Consider the following 20,574-nt stretch of genomic DNA (forward strand, 5'->3'; position numbering starts at 1 on the left):
AAATAGCTTTGGCCGCGCCACTACCGCAGACAGGCCGCCACAACGCGCAATGCGCCTTCGCCGCGAACCTCATCAGCGAGCAGCGGCACGCGCTTTACCGTCCGACTGCGGAACAGGTCGGTCGCCGCCTGCAGCGCGTCCTGCTGGACTTGCCAGCGTCGCTGGCAGAATTCACAGTCCTCAAGGTTCGGTGTCACGATCCACTCGGGGTCGATGTCGGCGTCGGTGATATCGTCGACGCTCTCCATGACGCGGTTGACGACCAGGGTCTGCACCGGAATCCCGAACTCGCCCAGGCGGCCGACGAGCCGCTCGGACTCGACGACGCTCATCTCCTCGGGGATCATCACGACCCGGAAATCCGTCTGGTCTGGGTCGCGCAGGACGGCCCGCAGGCGTTCGATCCGCTCGCGGAGTTCGTCGAGGTCGGCCGACGGCTCGGGATCGTCGTCTCCGCCGCCGAACATGCCCTTGAGGCCGTCGACCATCCCGCTCATGCGCTGGCGGATGCTCATGAACCGGCCCACCATCGAATCCATGATCTCGGGCAGTTGGAGCAATCGCAGCGTGTGGCCGGTCGGCGCGGTGTCAACGATGACGCGGTCGAACCGGGGGTCATCGAGGTATTCCAGCAGTTGCCGCATCGCCGCGGCCTCATCCGCGCCGGGCATTGAGCCACCCATGCCCATCATCGCGCCGAGGCCGGCCTCGTCGTCGCCCTCGCCCATGCCGCCGAGCATGTCGCCCATCGGGCCGAGTTGATCGCCGAGGTCGCCCATCCCGCCCAGCGGGTCGTCGTCGGCTCCAAAAACGCCCTCCTCCATCGCGGCGTCGGGGTCGATCTCGGCGGCCCACAGCGGGATCTCCTCGCGGATTTGGGTCGGTCGCGCCGGAATATCGGTGTCGAGCGTGTCCGACAGCGAGTGGGCCGGATCGGTCGAGACGACGAGCGTCGCCGCGCCGCCGGCTGCACTCGATAGCGCGGTCGCGGCGGCCATCGTCGTCTTGCCGACGCCGCCCTTGCCGCCGTAGAGGACGTACTCGGGGGCGTCAACGCCGTCCGGGAGGTCGGTCGTCGTCGCCGTGACCTCCACTGCTGTGTCATCGCCAGCGGCGTCAACGGCTACCGACCCGTCAGTCTCATCGCCCTCGTCGTCGACTTCCTCGACTGCCTCGACGTCGATATCGCTCATATCTCCCTCCAGACAGCGTGGACTTGTGTAGCCGTCGGTCGGGCATAGTCGTTGACGACGGTGATCGGCTGTCAGTCAGCAAAATAGTCGACCAGTCGCTCGGCAGCCGCCTCGACCCGCGGCGTGACAAGCGCGAACCGAATCCAGTCCTCGCGGGCGGTGCCGAACGTCGCTCCCGGCATCCCCGCGACGCCGGCCTCGTCGATCAGCGTCTTGACGTTAGCCATCGTTCCCGGGAAGCCCTCGAACCGCGCCAGCACGTAGAACGCGCCGTCCGGCCTCGTGTACTCCGCGCCGGCCGCGTCGAGCGCGCTGGTGAACGTCTCGATCCGGGATTCGAGGCGGTCGCGGGCGTCGGCGTAGTAGTCGGGATCGGTCTCCCGATAGGCCTCGTAGACGGCCTGCTGGGCCGGCCGGCTGGTCGTCACGTTGACGAGCATATGCCGGGTTTTCGCGGGTTCGACGAGCGCGGGCGGGAAGATCGCGTAGCCGACGCGAAAGCCCGTGATCGCCATCGACTTCGAGACGCCGCTGGTGACGATGACGTTGTCAGCCTCGAGCGTCAGCGCGCTCTCGAAGTCCCCCGAGAAGTCGAAGTGGTCGTAGACTTCGTCGACGACCACGAGGGCGTCGTGGTCGGCGGCGGTCTCGACGACCGCCTCGACGGCATCGAGATCGTAGACCGCGCCGGTCGGATTGTTCGGCGTGTTGAGCACGACCAGCGCGGTGTCGTCGCCGATGGCCTCGCAGGTCGCCGCCGTATCGAGGCTGCCGTCGCGGTCGGCGGCGACCAACCGGGTCTCGCCGCCGAGCATCGACGCCTTACCGGGGTAGTAAGGGTAGACGGGATCGATGAGGACGACCTCGCTGCCGCGGTCGCTGTCGAGCGCGCGAGCCATTCCGAGGTAGTTGGCCTCGCCGGTGCCGTTGGTGACGATCACGCGGTCGGGATCGATGTTGCGCCGGGCGGCGATCTCCTCGCGGAGATCGGTCAGTCCGTCGCTCGGCGGGTACTGGAAGTCGGCGGCGTCGCCGTCGGCGTACTCGTGGAGCCCCTCGCGGATCGCCGCTGGCGGCTCCCAGTCGGGGTTGCCGCTGACCATGTCGATGGTGTCGCCGTCGGCGGCGTCGGCGTACTGCATCACGTGGAAGAACTTCGGCGTCTGGTAGTCCATACTGACGGCTGACACGCCGTTGCCCTGTGTCTTTCGTCACTTTGCCGTGGCTCCTGGGCCCTCGCCAGCGACTGCGTCGATCACAAAGATACACGTAGCGTGGCTGTATTGGCTCACTCGATGAACAAACGTGGGCACGTGCTCAACGCCGTCCTGTTGAGCATCGGATTGGGGTATGTTTTGGAGCCGTCGGCCACCATCGAGACCGGGCGGATGATGGTCGAACTCCTGGTGCCGGTGACGCTGGGCGCGCTGTTTCCGGATGTTGACACCGCTTTCGGAAAACACCGGAAGACGCTGCACAACCTTCTCGTCTTGGGGATCTTCGCCGCGTGGCCGATCTACATGGGCAACCTCAACTACGTCTGGATCGGGATTGCGACCCACTACATCCTTGATGTCGTCGGCAGCACCCGCGGGATCGCGCTGTTCTACCCGCTCTCGAAGACCGAATACAACCTCCCGGTCGGGATTCCGGTCTCTAGCAGCAAATCCGATCTTGTGACCGTGTTGGTCACCATCGCCGAGGTTGGTGCCTTCGCTGGCGTGCTGTTCTACGTGGTGCCTGAGGTGACTACCTACACCGCTGAGATGGGACTCAGTATTCCGCTCTGATCGTCACACAAATCGTCATATCAATCTTCAATACACGCGCACATCGTCGAACCGGCCCTCATAGAGCAGGTTTCGCGGGTGGGTCGGCTCGTCACCCGACAGCAGCAGGCGATCGATCTTCTTCCAACTGTTCTCGTAGCCGAGATGGCCGTACTCAAGTAGTCGGCGGCCGCGGTGGCTCAGCCCATCGCGGTGGATCACTTCCCGGTCGGCACCGGTCGTAAGTGCGTCGACAAGGTCATCGGTCGACTCGATCCGACGGTCGAACTGTGTCCACGCCTCGCCGACCGTGCCCGGGAGATGGGCATACGAGGAGCCAAAGCCTGGAAGGTCGAGGTCGGCGGCGATCCGCTGGCCGCGGCGGTTCTGGTAGGGGAACAGCTTGGCGCAGTAGGTTTCGATGGCATCGATCCGAGCGGCATGGGCGCGAATCTCCGGGTGGGTGAGACTGACGTTCATAAATTCGGGGTGGGGAATCACCACCGCGGCGTCCTGGCGGTCGAACTCGGCCATCGCACCCTCGAAGGTGATGAAATCCGCCACCGGCTCATCGAGGCCGATCGCCAGCAGGTGGCGACGGTTGTTCCAGTCGCCGGTAAATACCTCACGGGCGGGGACGACGCGCAGCTCCGAGTCGCTGTGGGCAGCTGCCTGCTCTTTGATCCGCGGCAGTCGTGTGAAGTGTGGCGCGTAGACGAGGATGTCGATCCCTCGTTGTTTCGCCCGCGAGACGACACGCTCATCGAGCAGCTTCGTGTGCATGTCGACGCGGGTCTGGTCGGCGTCGCTCACGGTCGATGGTTTCCCCACATCCCTTTGTCGATATCGGTTCGTCGCCGGACGCCGTCGGCACAGCAATCGTTATACCGTCGCCACCGCAACCATGACCTATGAGTGCATGGCGGTGTGGCATCGACGGCTGTGGCACACAGACCGAGACCGTCGAGAAGTTAATCCACCACCAGACTACCCAACACACAAAACATGAGTGTCAGGTCTGTGGGACGATCGTCCCCGACGGCTACTTTGCCATCCGCCACGCCTTTGAGGAACACACCCGCGCCGAATTTGTTCGCGCCTACGACGCCGACTCCGAGGCTGTACGGCGACGCGAAGAACTCAAAACGCAGATCGAAGCTGAGGCCGATCTCGAATCGGTCGTCGCAGAGCTCGACGCTGTCAACTGATTCTCATTTTCATTCGTCGGTACTGCTCTTTGCTGTTTGCGAGCGCCAATGCCGCTCGCACAACTCGAGGAACTACCGTTCCTCACTATCTGCTCGCGGCTACGCCGCTCGCACGGCCCGAGGAGCTACCGCTCCTCGCTGTCCAGCACACGGATCTGGTCGCCACGAACCGTCACCGGGATCGGAACTGTCGCCTCGTAGAGCTCGACGGTCACCTGATCTTTGCCCTCGTCGATGCGCTGGACGCGGGCCTTCTCGCCTTGGAACGGCCCGGCGATGAGTTCGACGATGTCGCCCTCGGCGATCCCCTCAACGTCGGGGGTCGGCGAGAGGAAGTGTTCGACCTCGGCGAGACCGGATTCACCGGGGACGATCGAGCGTGCGTGAGGGATCTCATCGAAAAGCCGTTCGAGAGCTGCCGTGCCGTCGGCCTCGACCATCACATAGCTCGTTAGGGAGTCAGGCGAGAGGACGGCGTGGATCTCGTCTTCCTCCTTGGTGGCGATCATATCGGCGACCGTCTGCTCTTGGCTGGCGGTCGTCTTGACGGCGTAGATGCTCATCAGACACCACCGGGGATGAAGCTCATGATCGCAAAGATGATGAAGCCGAGCAGCCCGACCAGCAGAATGCCGGCCCCAGCGATCTTCGAGACCTGCGAAAACTCGTTCCACGATGGCGTACTCGCCAGTTTGAGCACGCGCACATAGCTGTTGAGATCGTACGGAACGTCCATGTTGCCCGACGTTCGACGCGAGGCTTTTTTATCTATTGATGCGTGTCGGCGGCCGCATCGTCAGCAAACGCGGAAAATACGGTGTTATTCGACGAAGTCGATATCGTCGTCATCGTCGACAGGGGCCGATTCGCTCGGTTCTTGGGCGGTTTCAGCCTGCTCGGCGGCGGCCTCGCTGCGACCGTAGATCTGCGGGGAATCGACGCCCGTGACGACGATCATCGTTCGCATCGTGCCCTCCAGTTCCTCGTCGATCGAGGTACCCCAGATGATGCGGGCGTCGGGGTCGATCCGGTCGTAGATCTCCTCGACGACGCCCTCGGCTTCCTCGATGGCCATGTCGTTGCCACCGGTGACGTTGACGAGCGCGGAGTTCGCCCCAGAGATGTCGACATCAAGCAAGGGTGAGCGAAGCGCGCTTTTGACCGAGTCTTGGGCCTTCGATTCCGAATCGGATTCGCCGAGGCCGATCATGGCGACGCCGCCTTTCTCCATGACCGTCCGCACGTCGGCGAAGTCGAGGTTGACGAGGCCGGGTTTGGTGATCAGTTCCGTGATTCCTTTCACCGAGCGCATCAGGACTTCGTCGCTGACCTGGAAGGCCTGCCGGACGGGGAGTTTGCCGACCGCATCGAGCAGTCGATCGTTGGGGACGACGATGACCGTATCGCTCACGTCGCGGAGGCGTTCGAGCCCGGCTTCGGCGTTGGTGCGCCGAACCTCGCCCTCCGCGGTGAACGGCGTGGTGACGATGGAGATGGTGAGCGCGCCGGAATCGCGGGCAGCCTTGGCGACGACGGGGGCCGCACCGGTGCCGGTGCCACCGCCGAGGCCAGCAGTCACAAAGACCATATCCGAGCCCTCGATGGCATCGTAGATCTCCTCTTGGCTTTCGAGGGCGGCCTCCTCGCCGACCTGCGGCAGCGAGCCAGCGCCACGGCCCTCAGTTTTCTGTTGGCCCATCAGGATCTTGCTGTCGGCCTCGATGTCGACGAGGTGCTGGACATCGGTGTTGGCGGCGACCAGCTTTGCGCCCTCGATGCCCTCCTCAGCCATGCGGTTGACCGTGTTGCCGCCGCCGCCACCACAGCCGACGACGGTGATGTCGGTCTGGAGGTCTTCGAGAACGTCTTGGAGTTCCTCGTCGGTCATCGAGCCCGACTGGGGGTTGCTGGGCGGGCCAGTCTCTGTTTGCTCGTCGGCCGCGGAGTCTTCGGCCTCGTCGATAGCGTCGTCAACGATAGAGTCCATTACTGTCCGTGGCTTGCGAACCAAGCCTATTTATCTTTCCCCATTCGTCAGCCGGCCGTCTGACGCGGTTTCAGCCCGCTGGCCGGCCGGATCCGATTCCGGCCAGTCGACGGTGAACCGTTCGATGCGCTCGCTTTCGACGGACTTTGGGGTAATCTCCCGGCCGTTGACCGTCACCGTCTCGCCGGCCGCCAGCCGCCCGAACTTCGGCCCTTCCGGCACACCGAGGGTGTCGGCCTTCCCTGGATCAAACCCGGTGTCCCGACAGATGACGCCCTCGGTCGTCTGTTCGACCGATTCGTAGTCGGTTGCCAGCAATCCAGCCAGTCGATCGATCAGCTGCTCGAAATCAGCCGTGTCGGCGACGAGGGCGCGACCGGCCGGCAGCGTCGCCCCTTCGGTGGTCTCGTAGGCGATTGTTGTTTCGACGACAGCCGCTACCGTCGCGTCGGCGTCGATCCCGTTTGCGGCTCCGATGAGGTCGTCGGGCAGCGAGACGACCGTCCACGTCTCTGCCGGGTTGGTGTCGCCGCTGCGGTTGGTGTCGCTGTCGACGGCGACCTCGCCGAACCGAAGCCCCTCGGCGACCGACGACAGTGTCGCTTCCGCGGCGTCAACGACCGCACGCGGTCGCTCACCTACGGTTCGGAGCCACGTTTCGCTGACGACCCGATACCCGAGGTCGTCGATGACGCGCTCTGGTCGGGGTTCTCGCCGTCGACGACGGCCAGCTCGGCGGCACTCGCTTCGAAGGCGGCATCGATCACCTCGCGGTTGGCGGCGGGGTCGCCCATGGCGTCCAGTTGCCAATCTGAGCCGATGTGACCGACAGCCCAGTCGGTGTCGGTGACGATCCGCTCGCAGCGCGGCGTGTAGTGGCCGCCGCCGAAGCCGACGACGTGGCGCGGTGCTTCGAGGCCATCCGGGCGGTGATCCGCGGCGACGCCGCGCAGATCAAGGACAGCCTTGGCGATCGCACGGGCGGCCTCGGCGTCCTGCCACTGCGTTTCGCCGCTGCCGAGTTCGACGAACATCGATGGGACTGTACAGTCGGTCGGTCCGTGATGCGTGCATTCGATACCGACCTCGTAATCGTCGGGCGCGTGCTCGCTGAGGGCCTCGATGACCGCCTTGTGAGCACCGGGTGCAGCACGGGCAAACGAGCCGGCGTCGCCGCCGTACTCCGCCGGCCCGAAGTTCCCCGTGACGTGGGCGGTCAGCAGCCGGCCGGTGTCGCCAGCGTGTCGGGAGACAAAGATGATCAAATCGAGCTCGTCAGGGGCAGCAAACGCCGGCGCGGGATCGGCAAGTTCGATGTGAATGGTGTCGAACTCGCGGAGTTCGAAGCCCGCTGTCGTGTAGTAGGTGCCGCCGCCGTCGCCGTCGGCGCGGCGCTCATCCTCGTGGGCTGTCCACTCGCCGACCGCCCGAAGCTGCTGGCCGAGATGCGTCGAGGCCTCGTCGGCCCGGCTGACGACGATGCCGATCATATTCCCGCTGGGAGATCGATCAGCAAAACGCCACCGGATCGAAGAACACAGGAATTTACGCACTGGCCGCCCGACGGCGGTGTATGGATGTGTACGGAATTGTCGGCAACCCGGTCGGCCACTCGGTGTCGCCACCGATGCAGACGGCCGGCTTCGCCGACCGCGGTATCGACGCGACCTACGTTACCTTCGAACCCGCCGAAGACGAGATTGAACAGGCGATCGACGGTGCGGATGCCCTCGGGATCGCCGGGCTGAACGTCACGATCCCGTTCAAACAGGACGTCTTCGAGCTCGTCGAGCCCGACCCGCTGGCCGCCCGCATCGGCGCGGTCAACACGGTCGCCTTCCCCGACGCTGGCCAGCCGCAGGGGCACAACACCGACGCGGCCGGCGTGACGCGCTCCTTCACACACCACGATGTCGCGATCGACGGCCAAGACGCAGTCGTTGTCGGTGCCGGTGGTGCGGGTCGGGCGGCGGCGTTCGCGCTCGCCGACGCCGGGGCCGACGTGCATATCGCCAATCGGACGGTCGAACGCGCCGAGTCGCTGGCCAGCGAGGTTGACGGTGCGAGCGGTGGCGGCCTTGACAGCTTAGACGAGGCGGTGCCGGCGGCCGATCTGTTGGTCAATGCGACGAGCGTCGGGATGGAAGAGGACGCGACACCAGTACCGGCCGAACTGCTCCACAAGGAGTTGGCCGTCCTTGATGCGGTCTACACACCGCGGGACACGCGATTGCTCCGCGATGCCGACGACGTGGGGGCGACGACGATCCAAGGCTTGTGGATGCTGCTGTTTCAGGGCGTGGAAGCCTTCGAGATCTGGATCGACGAGGACGCCCCGATTGAGGCGATGGATGCGGCGTTACGCGACGCCTTGGATTAACCGCACACGCAGTATCGCGGTGGCAGGCTTACAGCCGGAATCCAGACGAGCCGGCGATATTGCGGTAGAACGTCACCGAGTACGTCGCGTAGAATGCCCCAAGCAGGGCCGTCGCCAGGATCGAGACGAGACCGACACCGATCATCACCGGCAGCGATAGCTCGGGCAGCATCGACTGCAGCGGCGGTTGTGGTGACAGCAGGACGGATGCCGCCCCGCTGAGACCGCCGATAACCCCGCCACCGACGAACATGAGCAGGCTGTAGCCGATCGCACTCAGGAGGTTCTCGCGGACGAGGCTCACACTGCCGGTGAACCCTTCGGCGACGGCGGCGTCGTTGAGCACGATCTCGTGGGCGTAAAACTGGATGCACACCATCACTGCGAGATAGCCAACGACCAAGAGGAAGCCGATGAGGCCGACGACCGCGAGGATCGCTGGGCTCGGTTGGCCGCCGCCGGCGACGACCCCGACGCCGCCGACAACCGCGCCGATGGCGACGATGATCCCGAAGGCGATAGCGATGGCAACGACCACCACATACGACAGCAGCAGCGAGACGTAGTTCGCTTTCCCAACGTCAATCAGCGTCCCGATACTCGTGGTGCCGGTACGGGCGTCGTCGGCCATCCCGATAATCCCGCCCTGATAGAAGGGCAGCAAGAACAGCAGCAGGCCGCTCATTCCCAGCGAGACAGCCGTTGAGAGGAGTGGCGACGTTGTTGGGACGAGCAACTGTGGTAACTGGAGGAGGCCCACCACCACCGCGACGATGATGATGATCGGGTTGCGAATGAGACTACCGATGGCCGGTTTCAGGACCGAATTGCAGCCATGTGTGGCGATTTCAGCGAAAATACATTAACGCATTGAATCGTCTCAGGGGGCGCAATCGTGTTAGATTGTGACTGGTTTTTAAATAGCGGCGACGCGTACCAACCGGTAATGGCCTTACTCAGCAAGCTCAAATCGTTGCTCGGCATCGGTGGGGGAGCCGACGATGACCGCCGCACGGAAACGACGGTCACGGTCGAACACGACCCCGATGACGGGGGCGCGGAGCCGGTCGACGCCTCGGCTACCGAGCCGGCTGCGACCGACTCGGTCGACGAGCCGGCCGGCACTGAGGACTCGACGACTGAGCCCGACCCGGAGCCGGTCGATGATGACGCTGCGGCTGATGAGGTGGCAGCTGACGAACCGGCCGCTGAGGCGGCAGATGACGCGCCGGCCGCTGAGGCGGCTGCTTCGGGGAACGATGCGGCGGCGACTCCTGACGAGCCTCCAGCCGACACGACGACCGACGAGTCCGACCCTGGGGTCGCTGTCGACGATGCGGAGGCTGAATCGGCCGCTGACGAGGCGGAGGCGACGGAAACTGAGCCCGAACCCGACACCGACACGGCTGCCGACGACGGCGGCGACGACTACAGCGATGCGCCGCTGGATTCGATCAAGGGCATCGGCCCGGCCTACAGCGAACGACTCCACGACGCTGGCATCACTTCCATCGCTGAGTTGGCTGCGGGCGATGCCGAGGCAATCGGCGAAGATATCAACGTTTCGCCGAAAACGGTGAGCAACTGGATTGATCGCGCGAGCGAGAAATAACCGCGCACGAAACTGTTACCCGCCGGCGGTGACAGGGGGCGTATATGCAATCGCCGACTGTCGTCACCGAGCGGGCGGCGTTCCGCTCGCTGGCGGCCGACGCCCCGCCGGGGGCGCGTATCCCGGTCGAACTCCGGGTCGCCGTCGCTGATCCGTTCGACGCCTATCGGCGGGCTCGCGACGGCCCTGGCGGCGTCTTTTGGAGACGACAGGCGGGCAGCCGGGCTGGGGCTATTTTGCGGTTGAGCCGGTCGAACGACTGACAGTCAATCCAGAGGTTGTCGTCGCCGACACCGAACGGGCAGCCGGCGGCGACGACCAGCGCGACACGCCGTCGCTTGCGGCCCTCGCTGGGCTGCTCGACGGCGAAACGCTCGTTCGTGGCGACTGTGAAATCCCCTATCCTTGCGGCGCGTTCGGCTGGCTTTCCTACGACATCGCTCGCGAACTCGAAACGCTCGATGGCGACGCGGTCGACGATCGCGGGCTCCCGCGACTCCAAGTCGGTGTCTACGACTGCGTGGCCGCGTGGCCCGAGCCACACGATGACGCCGCTGACCTGCGCATCACCTGCTGTCCGCGAATCCCCGAAGCCGCCGACCCCGACGCTATCGACGACATCTACGAGGCGGCTGTTGAGCGGGCATCGTCGCTGGCGACGGCCGCCCGCGACGGCGACCCTGATATCGGCGACCCACCGGTCGAAGCTGACGACGCCGAGTTTTCGGGCGACACCAGCGAGGCTGCCTTCGCCAAGCACGTCAGACAGGTGAAGGAATACATCCGTGATGGCGACACCTTCCAGACGAATCTCTCCCAACGGCTGACCGCGCCCGCAGCCGTCCACCCGGTCGCCGCCTACGCCGCGCTCCGGGAGGTCAACCCCGCGCCCTACTCCGGACTGATCGAGTTTTCGGGCCGCGGCGACGACCGCTGGAACGGGATCGACCTCGTGAGCGCAAGCCCGGAACTCCTGCTTGAACGCGAGGGCGACCGCCTGCGAACCGAACCCATCGCCGGCACCCGGCCGCGCGGCTCGACAGCGACGACCGACGACGCGCTGGAAGCCGATCTGCTGGGCGACGAGAAGGAACGCGCCGAACACGCAATGCTGGTCGATCTCGAACGCAACGACCTCGGCAAGGTGAGCGAGTTCGGCTCCGTCGAGGTCAGCGAGTACCGCCGGATCGACCGCTACGCCGAGGTGATGCATCTCGTCTCCGAAGTCGAGGGGCGCCTGCGGGCGAACCGCTCGCTGGCCGACGCCGTCGCCGCGATGTTCCCCGGTGGCACCGTCACCGGCGCGCCGAAACCCAAAACGTTGGAAATCATCGACGAACTCGAAGCGACCCGGCGCGGCCCTTACACCGGGAGTATGGGGCTGTTCGGCTTCGATGGCCGGGCGACGCTCAATATCATCATCCGCACACTGACGCGGCACCGAGACCGATATTACCTCCGCGTCGGGGCCGGGATCGTCCACGACTCCGACCCGGAAGCCGAATACGAGGAAACGCTGGCGAAGGGCCGCGCACTCGTGACCGCCATCGACGACGCGCTGGCCGCCGGCCGGCTGACCGTCGAGGAGGCCGCGAAATGAGCACGGAGGGGGCGACATGAGCGCGGATGCGCCGCCAGCAGCGCCGGCCGGAATCATCGACGGCAACGTCGCCGACGGGCCGCGGGTACTCGTGATCGACAACTACGATTCGTTCGTCTACAACCTCGTCCAGTACGTCGGCGAGTTCGCCGGCGCGGTGGCCGTCCGGCGCAACGACGCCGTCGACCCCGACGGGGTTCGCGAGATCGACCCCGACGGGATCGTCCTCTCGCCGGGGCCCGGAACGCCGCAGTCAGCCGGCGTCTCGATGGACGTCTTCGAGTTCGAATGTCCAATTCTCGGCGTCTGCCTTGGTCACCAGGCGATGTGTGCGGCCCGCGGCTCTCGCGTCGGCCACGCGCCCAGCGTCGTCCACGGGAAATCCTCGACGATCACTCACGACGGCGAGGGCCTGTTCGCGGGCCTCGACAGCGAACTCGGCGTCGGCCGCTACCACTCGCTGTGTGTCGAACGCGGCGAGTTGCCCGACGACCTCGTCGAAACCGCTCACACGGCCGACGACCGCGAGATCGTGATGGGCGTCCGCCACCGCGAGCAGCCGCAGTACGGCGTCCAGTTCCATCCCGAGAGTATCCTGACCGATGACGGCAAGGGGATGGTCGCAAACTTCGTCGCCATCTGCGAGGAGCATGCTACGAACGGAGGCCAGCAATGAGTGATCCAACCGACCCGACCACCGACGAAACCGACTCACCCGACGACCTCGTTTTTCACGTCGACGGCGAGTTAGTACCGGCCGACGAAGCCAGTGTCAACGTCGCTGACCGCGGCTTCCTCTACGGCGACGCCGCCTTCGAGACAATGCGCGCCTACGGCGGTGAGATCTTCGCGTGGGATGCTCACGCCGATCGGTTGCAGGAGACGTGTTCAGTACTGGGCTTAGAGCACGGACTCGCCACCGATGACCTCCGGCAGCGGATCGCGGATACACTCGCCGCCAACGATCTCAGCGAGGCCTACGTCCGACTGTCGATCACCCGCGGCGTCCAGCCCGGCAAACTCACACCCGACGAGGCTGTCGATCCGACGGTCGTCGTTATCGTCAAACCGCTGCCCCGCGGCGGCAGCGACGGCCAGCCAGTCTACGAGGGGCCGGCGACGCTCCAGACGGTCAAAACCAAACGCGTCCCCGACGCTGCGATTCCGGCGCGAGCGAAAACCCACAACTATCTCAACGGCATCCTCGCCCGCCTCGAACTCCGCGTCTCCGATGCCGACGAGGCGATCATGGTTGGCGCCGACGGCCACGTCGCCGAGGGCGCGACGAGCAACCTGTTTTTCGTTCGCGACAACGCGCTCCGAACCCCGAGTCTCGACGGCCCGGTGCTGCCGGGAATCACCCGCCGCGTTGTCCTCGACATCGCCGACGAAGAGGGAATTCCAGTTGAAGAGGGTCAGTACACGCCCGACGAGATCCGCAACGCCGCCGAGGTCTTTCTGACGAATTCGACGTGGGAGATTCGACCGGTAGAGGTCGTCGATGGGATTCAGATCGGCGGCGATGCCAGAAGCGACGACAGTAACGACGTTGGCGACGACGACAGCAATAGCGAAACGACGGGTTCGACCGCTGCGGGGCCGGTCACGACGTTGCTCTCGCGGCTCTTCGATGCCCGCATCGACCGCGAGTACTACGACTGATCGCTGCCGGGAACTGTAGGGTTAAACCGGCGGGGCGTTATCGTCCACCAATGAGTGCTGACGGGCAGATCGTACCAGTCGCCGACGTGCCGACGGATACGACGTTTTTGTTCCGTGTGCGGCCGACTGACGCTGACATTCAAGAGAGTCCCGACCGGGAATCCGGCGAAATCAGGGAGGCGATCATGTTGCGGGATGATGCGGGCGTCGTCGGCTGGCTCAACTACTGCCAGCACTTCCGACACATCAAACTCGACAAAGGCTCCGGCGCGGAGATGCGCAACGGCGAGATCATCTGTACGAATCATGGGGCGTACTTCGAATCTGACACCGGGTTCTGCAACTTCGGGCCCTGCGAAGGGGCGTACCTCAGCGAGGTCGATCTCGCAGTTGAGGACGGCGTCGTCCAGCTCGTCGACGACGACTACGAGTTCGTCGGCTGTGGCGGGATCGAGACCGATCCAACGGATCTGGGGTCGAAATCAAACCGCGAGTTTTGACCGCCAATCCAGTCGCTTGCCGGCGGTCACGAAGCTATATGAGCCGTCGGTGAGATCGATGGTTATGGACGAATTTGTTACTGGGTTGCTGGCCGCCAACGCTGACCACGCCGCGCAGTTCGACAGCCGGTTTGATGCTGTCCAGGACGGGCAAGCGCCGAGTGCGGTCACTGTCTGCTGTTCTGATTCTCGCGTCTTGCAGGACGCAATGTGGGAGAACACCGAACCGGGCCAGCTGTTTAGCTGCGGCAACATCGGCAACCGCGTCATCCAGGACACAGCGTCGGGGCCGGCAATCTCCGGCGACGTGCTCTATCCCATCGCTCACACTGGGACTGAGACTGCCATCGTCGTCGGTCACACCGGCTGTGGCGCGGTCACCGCTGCCTATGAGGATCTGACCAACGGGCTTGACGAACCAGCGGGCATCGAGCACAGTCTCGGGCTGCTGAAACCGCACCTTGCGCCCGGCGTTGAACGGCTTCCTGAGGATCTCTCACGAGCGGCGGCGATCAACCGACTCGTCGAATACAACGTCGACCGCCAGATCGATCATCTGCGGCACAGCGATGACGTTCCGGACGCCGTGACGACGATCGGTGTCGTCTATGACTTTCAGGATCAGTACGACGGCAAACGCGGTGAGGTTCACGTCATCAACATCGACGGCGAAACCGACGTCGACGCGCTGCAGGCAGCCCATCCCGAGATCGACGACCGGATCGAGCGGCTCTGGGAGTACTGACGTCGCCAGCCGACGCCCACCCGCTCGCTGCAATTCCTTTATGAGGTCCTCGCCAAAGCCCGACTGTGAGCACCACACGCGACGGCGGGCTGTTCCTCCTGTTGTCGTTTCTCTGGGGCACCTCGTTTATGGCGATCAAACTCGGCTTGGAGTTCATGCCGCCGGTGTTGTTCGCGGCGGTGCGATACGACGTGACCGCGGTGTTGATGCTCGGCTACGTGGCCGCGACGACCGGCGAGTGGCGACCCCGAAGCCAGGCTGACTGGCTGGTCGTCGGCGTCGGCGCGACGCTCATCATCGCGCTCTACAACGCCTTCCTGTTTATTGGCCAGCAGGGCGTCACCAGCGGTGTCGCCGCCATCCTCATCGCGATGAACCCGATCCTCGCGACCGGGTTTTCTCGGGTCTTGCTCCCGCAGGAACGACTCGGCGGGATCGAAACGGTCGGGCTCTTGCTCGGATTTCTCGGCGTCGGGTTGGTCGCCTGGCCCGAATCAGCTGGCCCGCTCGCTGCCGACCTCGTCGCACCGGCGTTCGTCCTGTTGGCGGCGGCCTGTGTCGCCCTCGGCAGCGTCGTCGTCCAGCGCGTTGACAGGGATATCGGCACCGAAGGGATGGTTGCGTGGTCGACCGCGCTGGGATCCCTGTTGCTCCACGCGATGAGCGCTGGTCTCCCCGCAGAATCCGTCGGCGATGTTACCGTCACGCCGGTCGCGATTATCTCAGTCGTCTATCTCGCGGTGTTTGCAAGCGCGGTTGGCTACGTCATTTACTTCGAACTACTCGATCGCCTCGGTGCGATTGAGATCAACCTTGTGTCGTATGCTGTTCCTGTGTTTGCCGCCCTCTCGGGGTGGCTCGTACTCGACGAGTCACTTGATTTCGCCGCCGTTGCTGGCTTCGCCGTCATCTTCGCCGGCTTTCTGCTGTTGAAGCAGGCGACGATCCGGGAGCGGATTGCCTGACCGGATCACTCGTCGGATCGTCAGCGCGTCTTAAAGGCGTCGAGTACGTCGCTTGTTGAATAGGTCTCGACGACAGCCTGTTCGTCGAAATCAGTGTCGTCGCTCCAGACGGCCGCGTCGGTGGCGATCGCACACGCAACGTACAATACGTCGTCAGGATCGGTTTCGCCGATAGCCGCTTCGGCCGCCTCGATAGACGGGTGGAACTCGCGGGCGGGAACGATGTCGATATACTGGAAGAGGAGGTCGATGAACTGTTCGACGCGATCCGGGCTCATACCGGATTTTCAGCGATCAACCCCGTGTAGTTCTCGATTTCGTCGTGAACGAAGCTCGGTGTGAGGAGCTCCACTTCGAGTGTAACGAGGAGTTCACGCGTCTTCGAGTCGGCGATGAGCGCGGAAATGACGACATTGGCATCGACGACCAGTTTCATCGGTTGAGGCTATTCCGACTCGGATTCAACGCGGTCGTGCGCGCTCTCGTTGATCCGGTCGGCGATCTCCGCCACGTCGCTTTCGGTGAGTTCGCTGCTTGACGTGAGTTCGGCCATCACGTCGAGCGTCTCAATTTTCTCTTGGATGGCCTGGCGCGTGACCTCGCTCCAGTTGATTTCGGGATGTTGTTCCATCCGATCTTTGAGATCGTCGTCGACGTTGACCGTGATACTGGGCATACAGAAACCTATGGTCACACAGAATATTGTGTGTTCCGGTGAATCGGAGTCACCGACTCTCGCGCTGTTCGACCTTGTTCAGGTCTCGGAGTGATATTACAGATTCCGTCTACGCTGTCGCTCTTTCTGTGGCAACCTAACTACTGAAATTAATCGATCAACTCGGCTGGCTCGACTGCACCGTGCTCCAGTAGTTCGCCATCGTATGTGACCATCGTGGCATCGACATCGTCGGCGAGAGCGAGGAGGATGCAGTCAAGCGTGTACAGTAGCGTATCTTCTTGGAGACTGTACGCAGAAATTTGGTCGCTGATTTCCGGCGCATAGATGTCGACATGCCCGTAAATATCGGCCAGCACGTCTTCGACCTGTTCCTGTTCCACACGCTTCTTTTTCGTTAACACTGACCGAATTTCCATCAGATTCAGAATCGACGTGCAAAACTCGTGATTCTCGTTCAGCAGTTCGGTCGCTATCTCGCCACGGGCCGGTTCCTCGGTAATACTGGCGATGAATACGTTTGTATCGACGAATACCTTCATCGACGCTCTCGCGTTTCGCGCACTGCCTCAACGGAGTCGATGTCGACATCTGCCAGTCGTCCAGATAGTGCATCACCGAGTTTCCCTGTCGACTCGTCCTCGTTGTCGAAATCACTCAGTTTGGCCGTCGATTCGTCGCTCTCGTTGGTCGGTTTTGCCCAACTTGGCGACGATACGTAGCATCCCATACAATACGATACCGGAGCTAATACTAAATCAGTTTGGTCATCCTTGAGGGCGGTGTTCAGATAAGGACTGAAAGGTGAGGCGTCACGATTTCTAAGTGGTTATGGAAGAATTCGGACGCCTCAGTGGCAGTATCGACCAGATTGAGTTAGACTTTGTGGAACGAGAAGCGACACCGGAATTTCTGATGAAGCTCAGTATTCAGCTCCATCTGTCTGGCCTATCACTTTCGAATACTGTTTCTGTACTTGAGATATTCGATGTCAAACGCGCTCGATCAACCGTGCACAACTGGATTCACAAGGCCGATCTACAACCCACTTCGGGGAAGAGTCCGGATCACGTTGCGGTTGACGAAACAGTGATCCAACTCAACGACGACCAATACTGGCTGTACGCAGCTGTTGATCCAAAGACGAACGAATTGCTGTACACAAGCCTTGAACCGACAACAAACACCGGACTCGCAGAAGTGTTTCTCGCTGAACTCAGCGAGAAACACGACGTTGCTGACGCCGTATTTCTCATTGATGGTGCCCACTCACTACAGGCTGCCTGTCACCATGCCGGCTACGATTTCAAATACGAGAAGCATGGAAATCGAAACGCTGTCGAACGTGTCTTCCGAGAACTAAAACGCAGAACTATCTGTTTCTCGAACTGTTTCAGCAACGCCTCAGCAGACACAGCCGACGACTGGCTCAGATCGTTCAGCTTCGCATGGAATCAGCTTATCTGAACACTACCTCCTTGAGGCTCGTTTCGGAGTGCCGTGCTACCGACTCTCGCGCTGTTCGACCTTGTTCAACTCGATCAGCAGCCGGAAAACCGTCTTCACGAGGTTGGAGTCGAGATCGAACTTGGCGGCGTTCTCGCCAGCGCGTTCCATCACCGCGTCTTCCTGACTTTCATCGGTCGTCGGCAGATCGCGTTCGGCTTTGACATCGGCGATGGTCTCGGCGACGTAGGTGCGGCGGGCGATCAACTCGACGATCTCCCGGTCGATCGATTCGATCTCTGCGCGCAGTTCCTCCAGGCTCATCTCGTCGGGTTCGGGGTTCGTGCTCATTGGATGGATGCTCCAGTGGTTCGTGTGGTGGTCTCGATCAGCGTCCCGTCTCGCTCGGCCCACGACTCGCGGACGGCCGCCAGCGACGCCTCGTCGCCGACGGCAACGACGCTCGGGCCGGTGCCGGATAGCGAAACACCGTGGCAGTGCGGCATGGCCTCGATGGCCGGGTCGGTATCGAAATCAAGCGCGGCCGAGTACGCCAGCCCGTTGACCGTCATCGCCTCGCCGAACCGACCATCAAGGGCTAACTCGGCGACGAGATCGGCCATCTCAGCGACGTTCCCACAGCGGTCGACATCGGCGTCCGCGCTGTAGGCGCGTTCCGGCGGCGTCCAGACGAGGACGGCCCACTCGCGGGTCTCGTGGGCCAGCAGTTCGTCGGCGGTGTTGTCGGTGACGACGACGCCGCCGAGCATGCTCGCGCTGGCATCGTCGAACGCGCCGGTGATCGTGACGCCAACGTCGCGGGCGGCCTCGACGCCGATCCGGCAGGCGTCGAGTTTCGTGATCGCGTCGCCAGCGGCCAGATCATTACTGTCGTCGTCGACAACGTCAACGCCCAACGCGTCGAGCGTTGCCAACACGGTCGCGTTGGCGGCGGCACTCGAACTCTTGAGTCCGGCGGCCATCGGCACCTCGCTGTCGGTGGCGACGGTGCCGCCCTCGCCGTCGCCAAAGCAGTCGACGACGCGCTCGACACAGCGTTCGACCAGGCGGGTGTCGGCGTCGGTCGCGCCCGCGATCTCGCCGGTCACCGCGTCGGCGTCGGCCGCGAGTTCGACGGTTGCCGTCGTCTCGACATCGATAGCGAACGCCGAGCCCTGTCCGGTCGCAGGGCGTTGAGGACGGTACCGGCACCGGGTGCGGTTGCGACGCCGTTCATACCAACAGGGGTGGGTGCAGCGATCAAAGGTGTGGCGGTTCGGCCCTGTTTGGCAGGACAGCGGTTATATACGATCGGGCTCGAACTGATAGGCATGTGCAACGTTCGTCGAACCGCTGCGGCCACTGTCTCGGTGCGACACCCTGGTCGGTGAGTCCGATGGCACGCACGCTGCGGCTGGCGGTGTTGGTGGCGGCTCTCCTCATCGTGGGGAGTGTCATCGCCGGCTCGGCAGCCGCCGCAACCGGTGACACGACAACCGCGGTCTACGCTGTCGATGACGCTGAGAGCGACGCTCCTGACGCCACGCTAACCGACGGCGGTGTCTACTGGCAGAGCCAACGCCTCGGCCTCGGTAATGTCAGTCGCGACCTCGCCAATACGACGAACCGAACCGACGTTGAGACGCTGCATCTGCGGGTATACGACCCCGATGACAATGAAATCGGGCGACTCGTTCGAGAGATCGATCTTGTCGAGGGGAATGAAACGCTGCAAACGACCGAGCTCAATGGCACGTACATCCTCCTCCCGGCCGATCAGCGAGATGTCGCGCTCAGGTTCCAGGATGGGCGTGTCAACGGAACCGTCCCGACCGAGTCGGCGACCGCGTTTGAGGTGCTTGTCCAGACGCTGAACGTTGCGTGGGAACCAAGCCCACCGAGCGCGGTCGGCTCTGATCGGCAACTGGAGGTGCGATCGAATCGCCTCCGCTACAACGTCAATGTGAGCAGTCCGGATCTCAACTACACACAGTTAGAGACCGCGTTCATGGACGATCGGTTCCTCCGGAATCAAAACGGGCCGTTCGATGACCGTCGGCCGTTCACCCGCGGGGCCGAGAGCTATGATGTCTATGCTGACGAGGAGACGATTGTGCTCCGTGGCTTTGCCGATGGGTCGCTCCGCCCTGATTTCGCTGGCTTGCCGCGACTGCCGGAGGCGGTCATGGTTGAAGTGACTGATACGGGCGTTCGGGACACCGCCTCGTTGTCGACTGGGGCTGTCGAAACGGGGCCATTCAACGTCACCCAACTGCGGCTTCCAGAGCGTGTCGACCCCGGCCAGTCCGTGACGATGTCGGCGACGATCACCAACGAGTGGCCCGGCAGCGACACGCAGGCTGTAACGTTCGAACTCGCCGGGCAGCGACAAACAGTCAGAACGCAGTTGGCCGGTGGGGCGTCGACAGAGATCGCAGCGACGTTTACCGCTCCTGAAGAGCCGGGGGACAAACGCTATGCCGTCGGTGCCGGCGGCGAATCGGCGACCGGGACGCTCACTGTTGTTGCTCCCGAGCCAGAAACGGGATCAGAGTCCGTCTCTGGTGATGATGGTAGTACATCTGATAGCGGGGGTACCGGATTGATCGGCCCAATCGGCGTGGGCGGGATCATGACGACACTCTCGTTGCTGACGGTGTTGTTGTTCCGTCGTCGATGATGACTGACCCGCATCTCAATAATTGGTTCCGGCGGCTGGTCACAACAGATAGATGAGGAGTCCGCCAACAGGACGAATAGAAGCGCGAACACAGCGTTTGCCCAGACCTTTGGTGGGCGGCCGAATACGCGGCCGAGCAGTTGTCGACTTG

General features: G+C 63.3%; 22 protein-coding genes and 4 pseudogenes. 12 read left to right on the forward strand and 14 right to left on the reverse strand.

The features are described from left to right. Positions 1-20 precede the first annotated feature (20 nt). Together ACFQJB_RS00965 and ACFQJB_RS00970 are read right to left on the reverse strand one after the other, a co-directional pair. Entirely contained in the window at positions 21-1,193 is a 1,173-nt protein-coding gene (locus ACFQJB_RS00965; RefSeq protein ID WP_379722912.1) for an ArsA family ATPase, read from the reverse strand. A 71-nt stretch (positions 1,194-1,264) separates the two neighbouring features. Next, a complete protein-coding gene (locus ACFQJB_RS00970; RefSeq protein WP_379722915.1) occupies positions 1,265-2,368 on the reverse strand; it encodes a pyridoxal phosphate-dependent aminotransferase in 1,104 nt (367 codons plus the stop codon). A 120-nt stretch (positions 2,369-2,488) separates the two neighbouring features. On the opposite strand from ACFQJB_RS00970, the gene ACFQJB_RS00975 reads away from it, so the two are divergent. Further along, positions 2,489-2,983, forward strand: a complete 495-nt coding sequence (locus ACFQJB_RS00975; RefSeq protein WP_379722918.1) for a metal-dependent hydrolase — start codon at positions 2,489-2,491, stop codon at positions 2,981-2,983. Between the two features lie 27 nt (positions 2,984-3,010). Here the strand turns inward: ACFQJB_RS00975 and ACFQJB_RS00980 are convergent, their stop codons facing one another. After that, a complete protein-coding gene (locus ACFQJB_RS00980) occupies positions 3,011-3,745 on the reverse strand; it encodes a PHP-associated domain-containing protein (RefSeq protein WP_379727912.1) in 735 nt (244 codons plus the stop codon). Positions 3,746-3,873: 128 nt separating this feature from the next. On the opposite strand from ACFQJB_RS00980, the gene ACFQJB_RS00985 reads away from it, so the two are divergent. Then, positions 3,874-4,170: a DUF7565 family protein gene (locus ACFQJB_RS00985; protein ID WP_379722921.1), complete on the forward strand. Its 297-nt coding sequence runs from the start codon at positions 3,874-3,876 to the stop codon at positions 4,168-4,170. Positions 4,171-4,295: 125 nt separating this feature from the next. Here the strand turns inward: ACFQJB_RS00985 and ACFQJB_RS00990 are convergent, their stop codons facing one another. The 4 genes and pseudogenes from ACFQJB_RS00990 to ACFQJB_RS01005 all read right to left on the reverse strand — a co-directional run bounded on the left by ACFQJB_RS00990 (position 4,296) and on the right by ACFQJB_RS01005 (position 7,647). After that, the gene (locus ACFQJB_RS00990) at positions 4,296-4,733 is read right to left on the reverse strand and encodes a transcription elongation factor Spt5 (RefSeq protein WP_120085663.1); all 438 of its coding nucleotides are present in this window, start codon (positions 4,731-4,733) and stop codon (positions 4,296-4,298) included. Next, entirely contained in the window at positions 4,733-4,906 is a 174-nt protein-coding gene (locus tag ACFQJB_RS00995) for a protein translocase SEC61 complex subunit gamma (RefSeq protein WP_120101148.1), read from the reverse strand. Before ACFQJB_RS00995 ends, ACFQJB_RS00990 begins: the two co-directional genes overlap by 1 nt. Positions 4,907-4,990: 84 nt before the next feature. Beyond that, entirely contained in the window at positions 4,991-6,157 is a 1,167-nt protein-coding gene (gene ftsZ / locus ACFQJB_RS01000; protein ID WP_120101150.1) for a cell division protein FtsZ, read from the reverse strand. A gap of 30 nt (positions 6,158-6,187) precedes the next feature. Then, positions 6,188-7,647 (reverse strand): annotated as a pseudogene (locus ACFQJB_RS01005) (D-aminoacyl-tRNA deacylase). An 83-nt stretch (positions 7,648-7,730) separates the two neighbouring features. Between ACFQJB_RS01005 and ACFQJB_RS01010 the strand changes: the two are divergent. Next, positions 7,731-8,537 carry a shikimate dehydrogenase gene (locus ACFQJB_RS01010; protein WP_379722925.1) on the forward strand — a complete coding sequence of 269 codons (807 nt, stop codon included), beginning with the start codon at positions 7,731-7,733 and terminating at the stop codon, positions 8,535-8,537. 28 nt (positions 8,538-8,565) lie between these two features. Here the strand turns inward: ACFQJB_RS01010 and ACFQJB_RS01015 are convergent, their stop codons facing one another. Further along, on the reverse strand, positions 8,566-9,297 hold the full coding sequence (locus tag ACFQJB_RS01015; protein WP_379722928.1) for a hypothetical protein: 732 nt from the start codon (positions 9,295-9,297) through the stop codon (positions 8,566-8,568). A gap of 186 nt (positions 9,298-9,483) precedes the next feature. Between ACFQJB_RS01015 and ACFQJB_RS01020 the strand changes: the two genes are divergently transcribed. The 7 genes and pseudogenes from ACFQJB_RS01020 (at position 9,484) to ACFQJB_RS01050 (ending at position 15,621) form a co-directional block, all read left to right on the forward strand. Continuing rightward, the gene (locus ACFQJB_RS01020; protein WP_379722931.1) at positions 9,484-10,149 is read left to right on the forward strand and encodes a helix-hairpin-helix domain-containing protein; all 666 of its coding nucleotides are present in this window, start codon (positions 9,484-9,486) and stop codon (positions 10,147-10,149) included. 44 nt (positions 10,150-10,193) lie between these two features. Then, a pseudogene (locus tag ACFQJB_RS01025) lies at positions 10,194-11,749 on the forward strand (anthranilate synthase component I family protein). A 16-nt stretch (positions 11,750-11,765) separates the two neighbouring features. Continuing rightward, positions 11,766-12,425, forward strand: coding sequence for an anthranilate synthase component II (locus ACFQJB_RS01030; RefSeq protein ID WP_379722934.1), 660 nt, complete (start codon positions 11,766-11,768; stop codon positions 12,423-12,425). After that, positions 12,422-13,411, forward strand: coding sequence for an aminotransferase class IV (locus ACFQJB_RS01035; RefSeq protein WP_379722937.1), 990 nt, complete (start codon positions 12,422-12,424; stop codon positions 13,409-13,411). The genes ACFQJB_RS01030 and ACFQJB_RS01035 overlap by 4 nt, the downstream gene beginning before the upstream one ends. A 50-nt stretch (positions 13,412-13,461) precedes the next feature. Continuing rightward, positions 13,462-13,911 carry a Rieske (2Fe-2S) protein gene (locus ACFQJB_RS01040; RefSeq protein ID WP_120101179.1) on the forward strand — a complete coding sequence of 150 codons (450 nt, stop codon included), beginning with the start codon at positions 13,462-13,464 and terminating at the stop codon, positions 13,909-13,911. A gap of 64 nt (positions 13,912-13,975) precedes the next feature. Further along, on the forward strand, positions 13,976-14,656 hold the full coding sequence (locus ACFQJB_RS01045; RefSeq protein WP_379722940.1) for a carbonic anhydrase: 681 nt from the start codon (positions 13,976-13,978) through the stop codon (positions 14,654-14,656). 65 nt (positions 14,657-14,721) lie between these two features. Beyond that, positions 14,722-15,621: a DMT family transporter gene (locus ACFQJB_RS01050; protein ID WP_379722943.1), complete on the forward strand. Its 900-nt coding sequence runs from the start codon at positions 14,722-14,724 to the stop codon at positions 15,619-15,621. Between the two features lie 20 nt (positions 15,622-15,641). On the opposite strand, the pseudogene ACFQJB_RS01055 reads toward ACFQJB_RS01050, so the two are convergent. The 4 genes and pseudogenes from ACFQJB_RS01055 to ACFQJB_RS01070 all read right to left on the reverse strand — a co-directional run bounded on the left by ACFQJB_RS01055 (position 15,642) and on the right by ACFQJB_RS01070 (position 17,027). After that, positions 15,642-16,057: pseudogene (locus ACFQJB_RS01055) on the reverse strand (PIN domain-containing protein). A 9-nt stretch (positions 16,058-16,066) separates the two neighbouring features. Next, positions 16,067-16,297 carry a hypothetical protein gene (locus tag ACFQJB_RS01060; protein ID WP_379722946.1) on the reverse strand — a complete coding sequence of 77 codons (231 nt, stop codon included), beginning with the start codon at positions 16,295-16,297 and terminating at the stop codon, positions 16,067-16,069. Between the two features lie 149 nt (positions 16,298-16,446). Next, the gene (locus ACFQJB_RS01065; protein WP_379722949.1) at positions 16,447-16,839 is read right to left on the reverse strand and encodes a type II toxin-antitoxin system VapC family toxin; all 393 of its coding nucleotides are present in this window, start codon (positions 16,837-16,839) and stop codon (positions 16,447-16,449) included. Continuing rightward, positions 16,836-17,027: a hypothetical protein gene (locus ACFQJB_RS01070; protein WP_379722952.1), complete on the reverse strand. Its 192-nt coding sequence runs from the start codon at positions 17,025-17,027 to the stop codon at positions 16,836-16,838. Before ACFQJB_RS01070 ends, ACFQJB_RS01065 begins: the two co-directional genes overlap by 4 nt. Before the next feature lie 101 nt (positions 17,028-17,128). Here ACFQJB_RS01070 and ACFQJB_RS01075 point away from each other — a divergent pair, with 101 nt between their 5' ends. After that, positions 17,129-17,764, forward strand: a complete 636-nt coding sequence (locus tag ACFQJB_RS01075) for an IS6 family transposase (protein WP_379722955.1) — start codon at positions 17,129-17,131, stop codon at positions 17,762-17,764. Positions 17,765-17,800: 36 nt separating this feature from the next. Here the strand turns inward: ACFQJB_RS01075 and ACFQJB_RS01080 are convergent, their stop codons facing one another. After that, complete coding sequence (locus tag ACFQJB_RS01080) at positions 17,801-18,094, reverse strand: chorismate mutase (protein WP_120101185.1); 294 nt, start codon at positions 18,092-18,094, stop codon at positions 17,801-17,803. Then, positions 18,091-18,980: pseudogene (locus ACFQJB_RS01085) on the reverse strand (shikimate kinase). Before ACFQJB_RS01085 ends, ACFQJB_RS01080 begins: the two are co-directional and overlap by 4 nt. Positions 18,981-19,076: 96 nt before the next feature. Here ACFQJB_RS01085 and ACFQJB_RS01090 point away from each other — a divergent pair. Beyond that, positions 19,077-20,423, forward strand: a complete 1,347-nt coding sequence (locus ACFQJB_RS01090; protein ID WP_379722958.1) for a hypothetical protein — start codon at positions 19,077-19,079, stop codon at positions 20,421-20,423. The last annotated feature ends 151 nt before the right edge of the window (positions 20,424-20,574 follow it).

Source organism: Halonotius sp. GCM10025705 (assembly GCF_042662885.1).
In the GTDB taxonomy this organism is placed as follows: Archaea; Halobacteriota; Halobacteria; order Halobacteriales; family Haloferacaceae; genus Halonotius; species Halonotius aquaticus.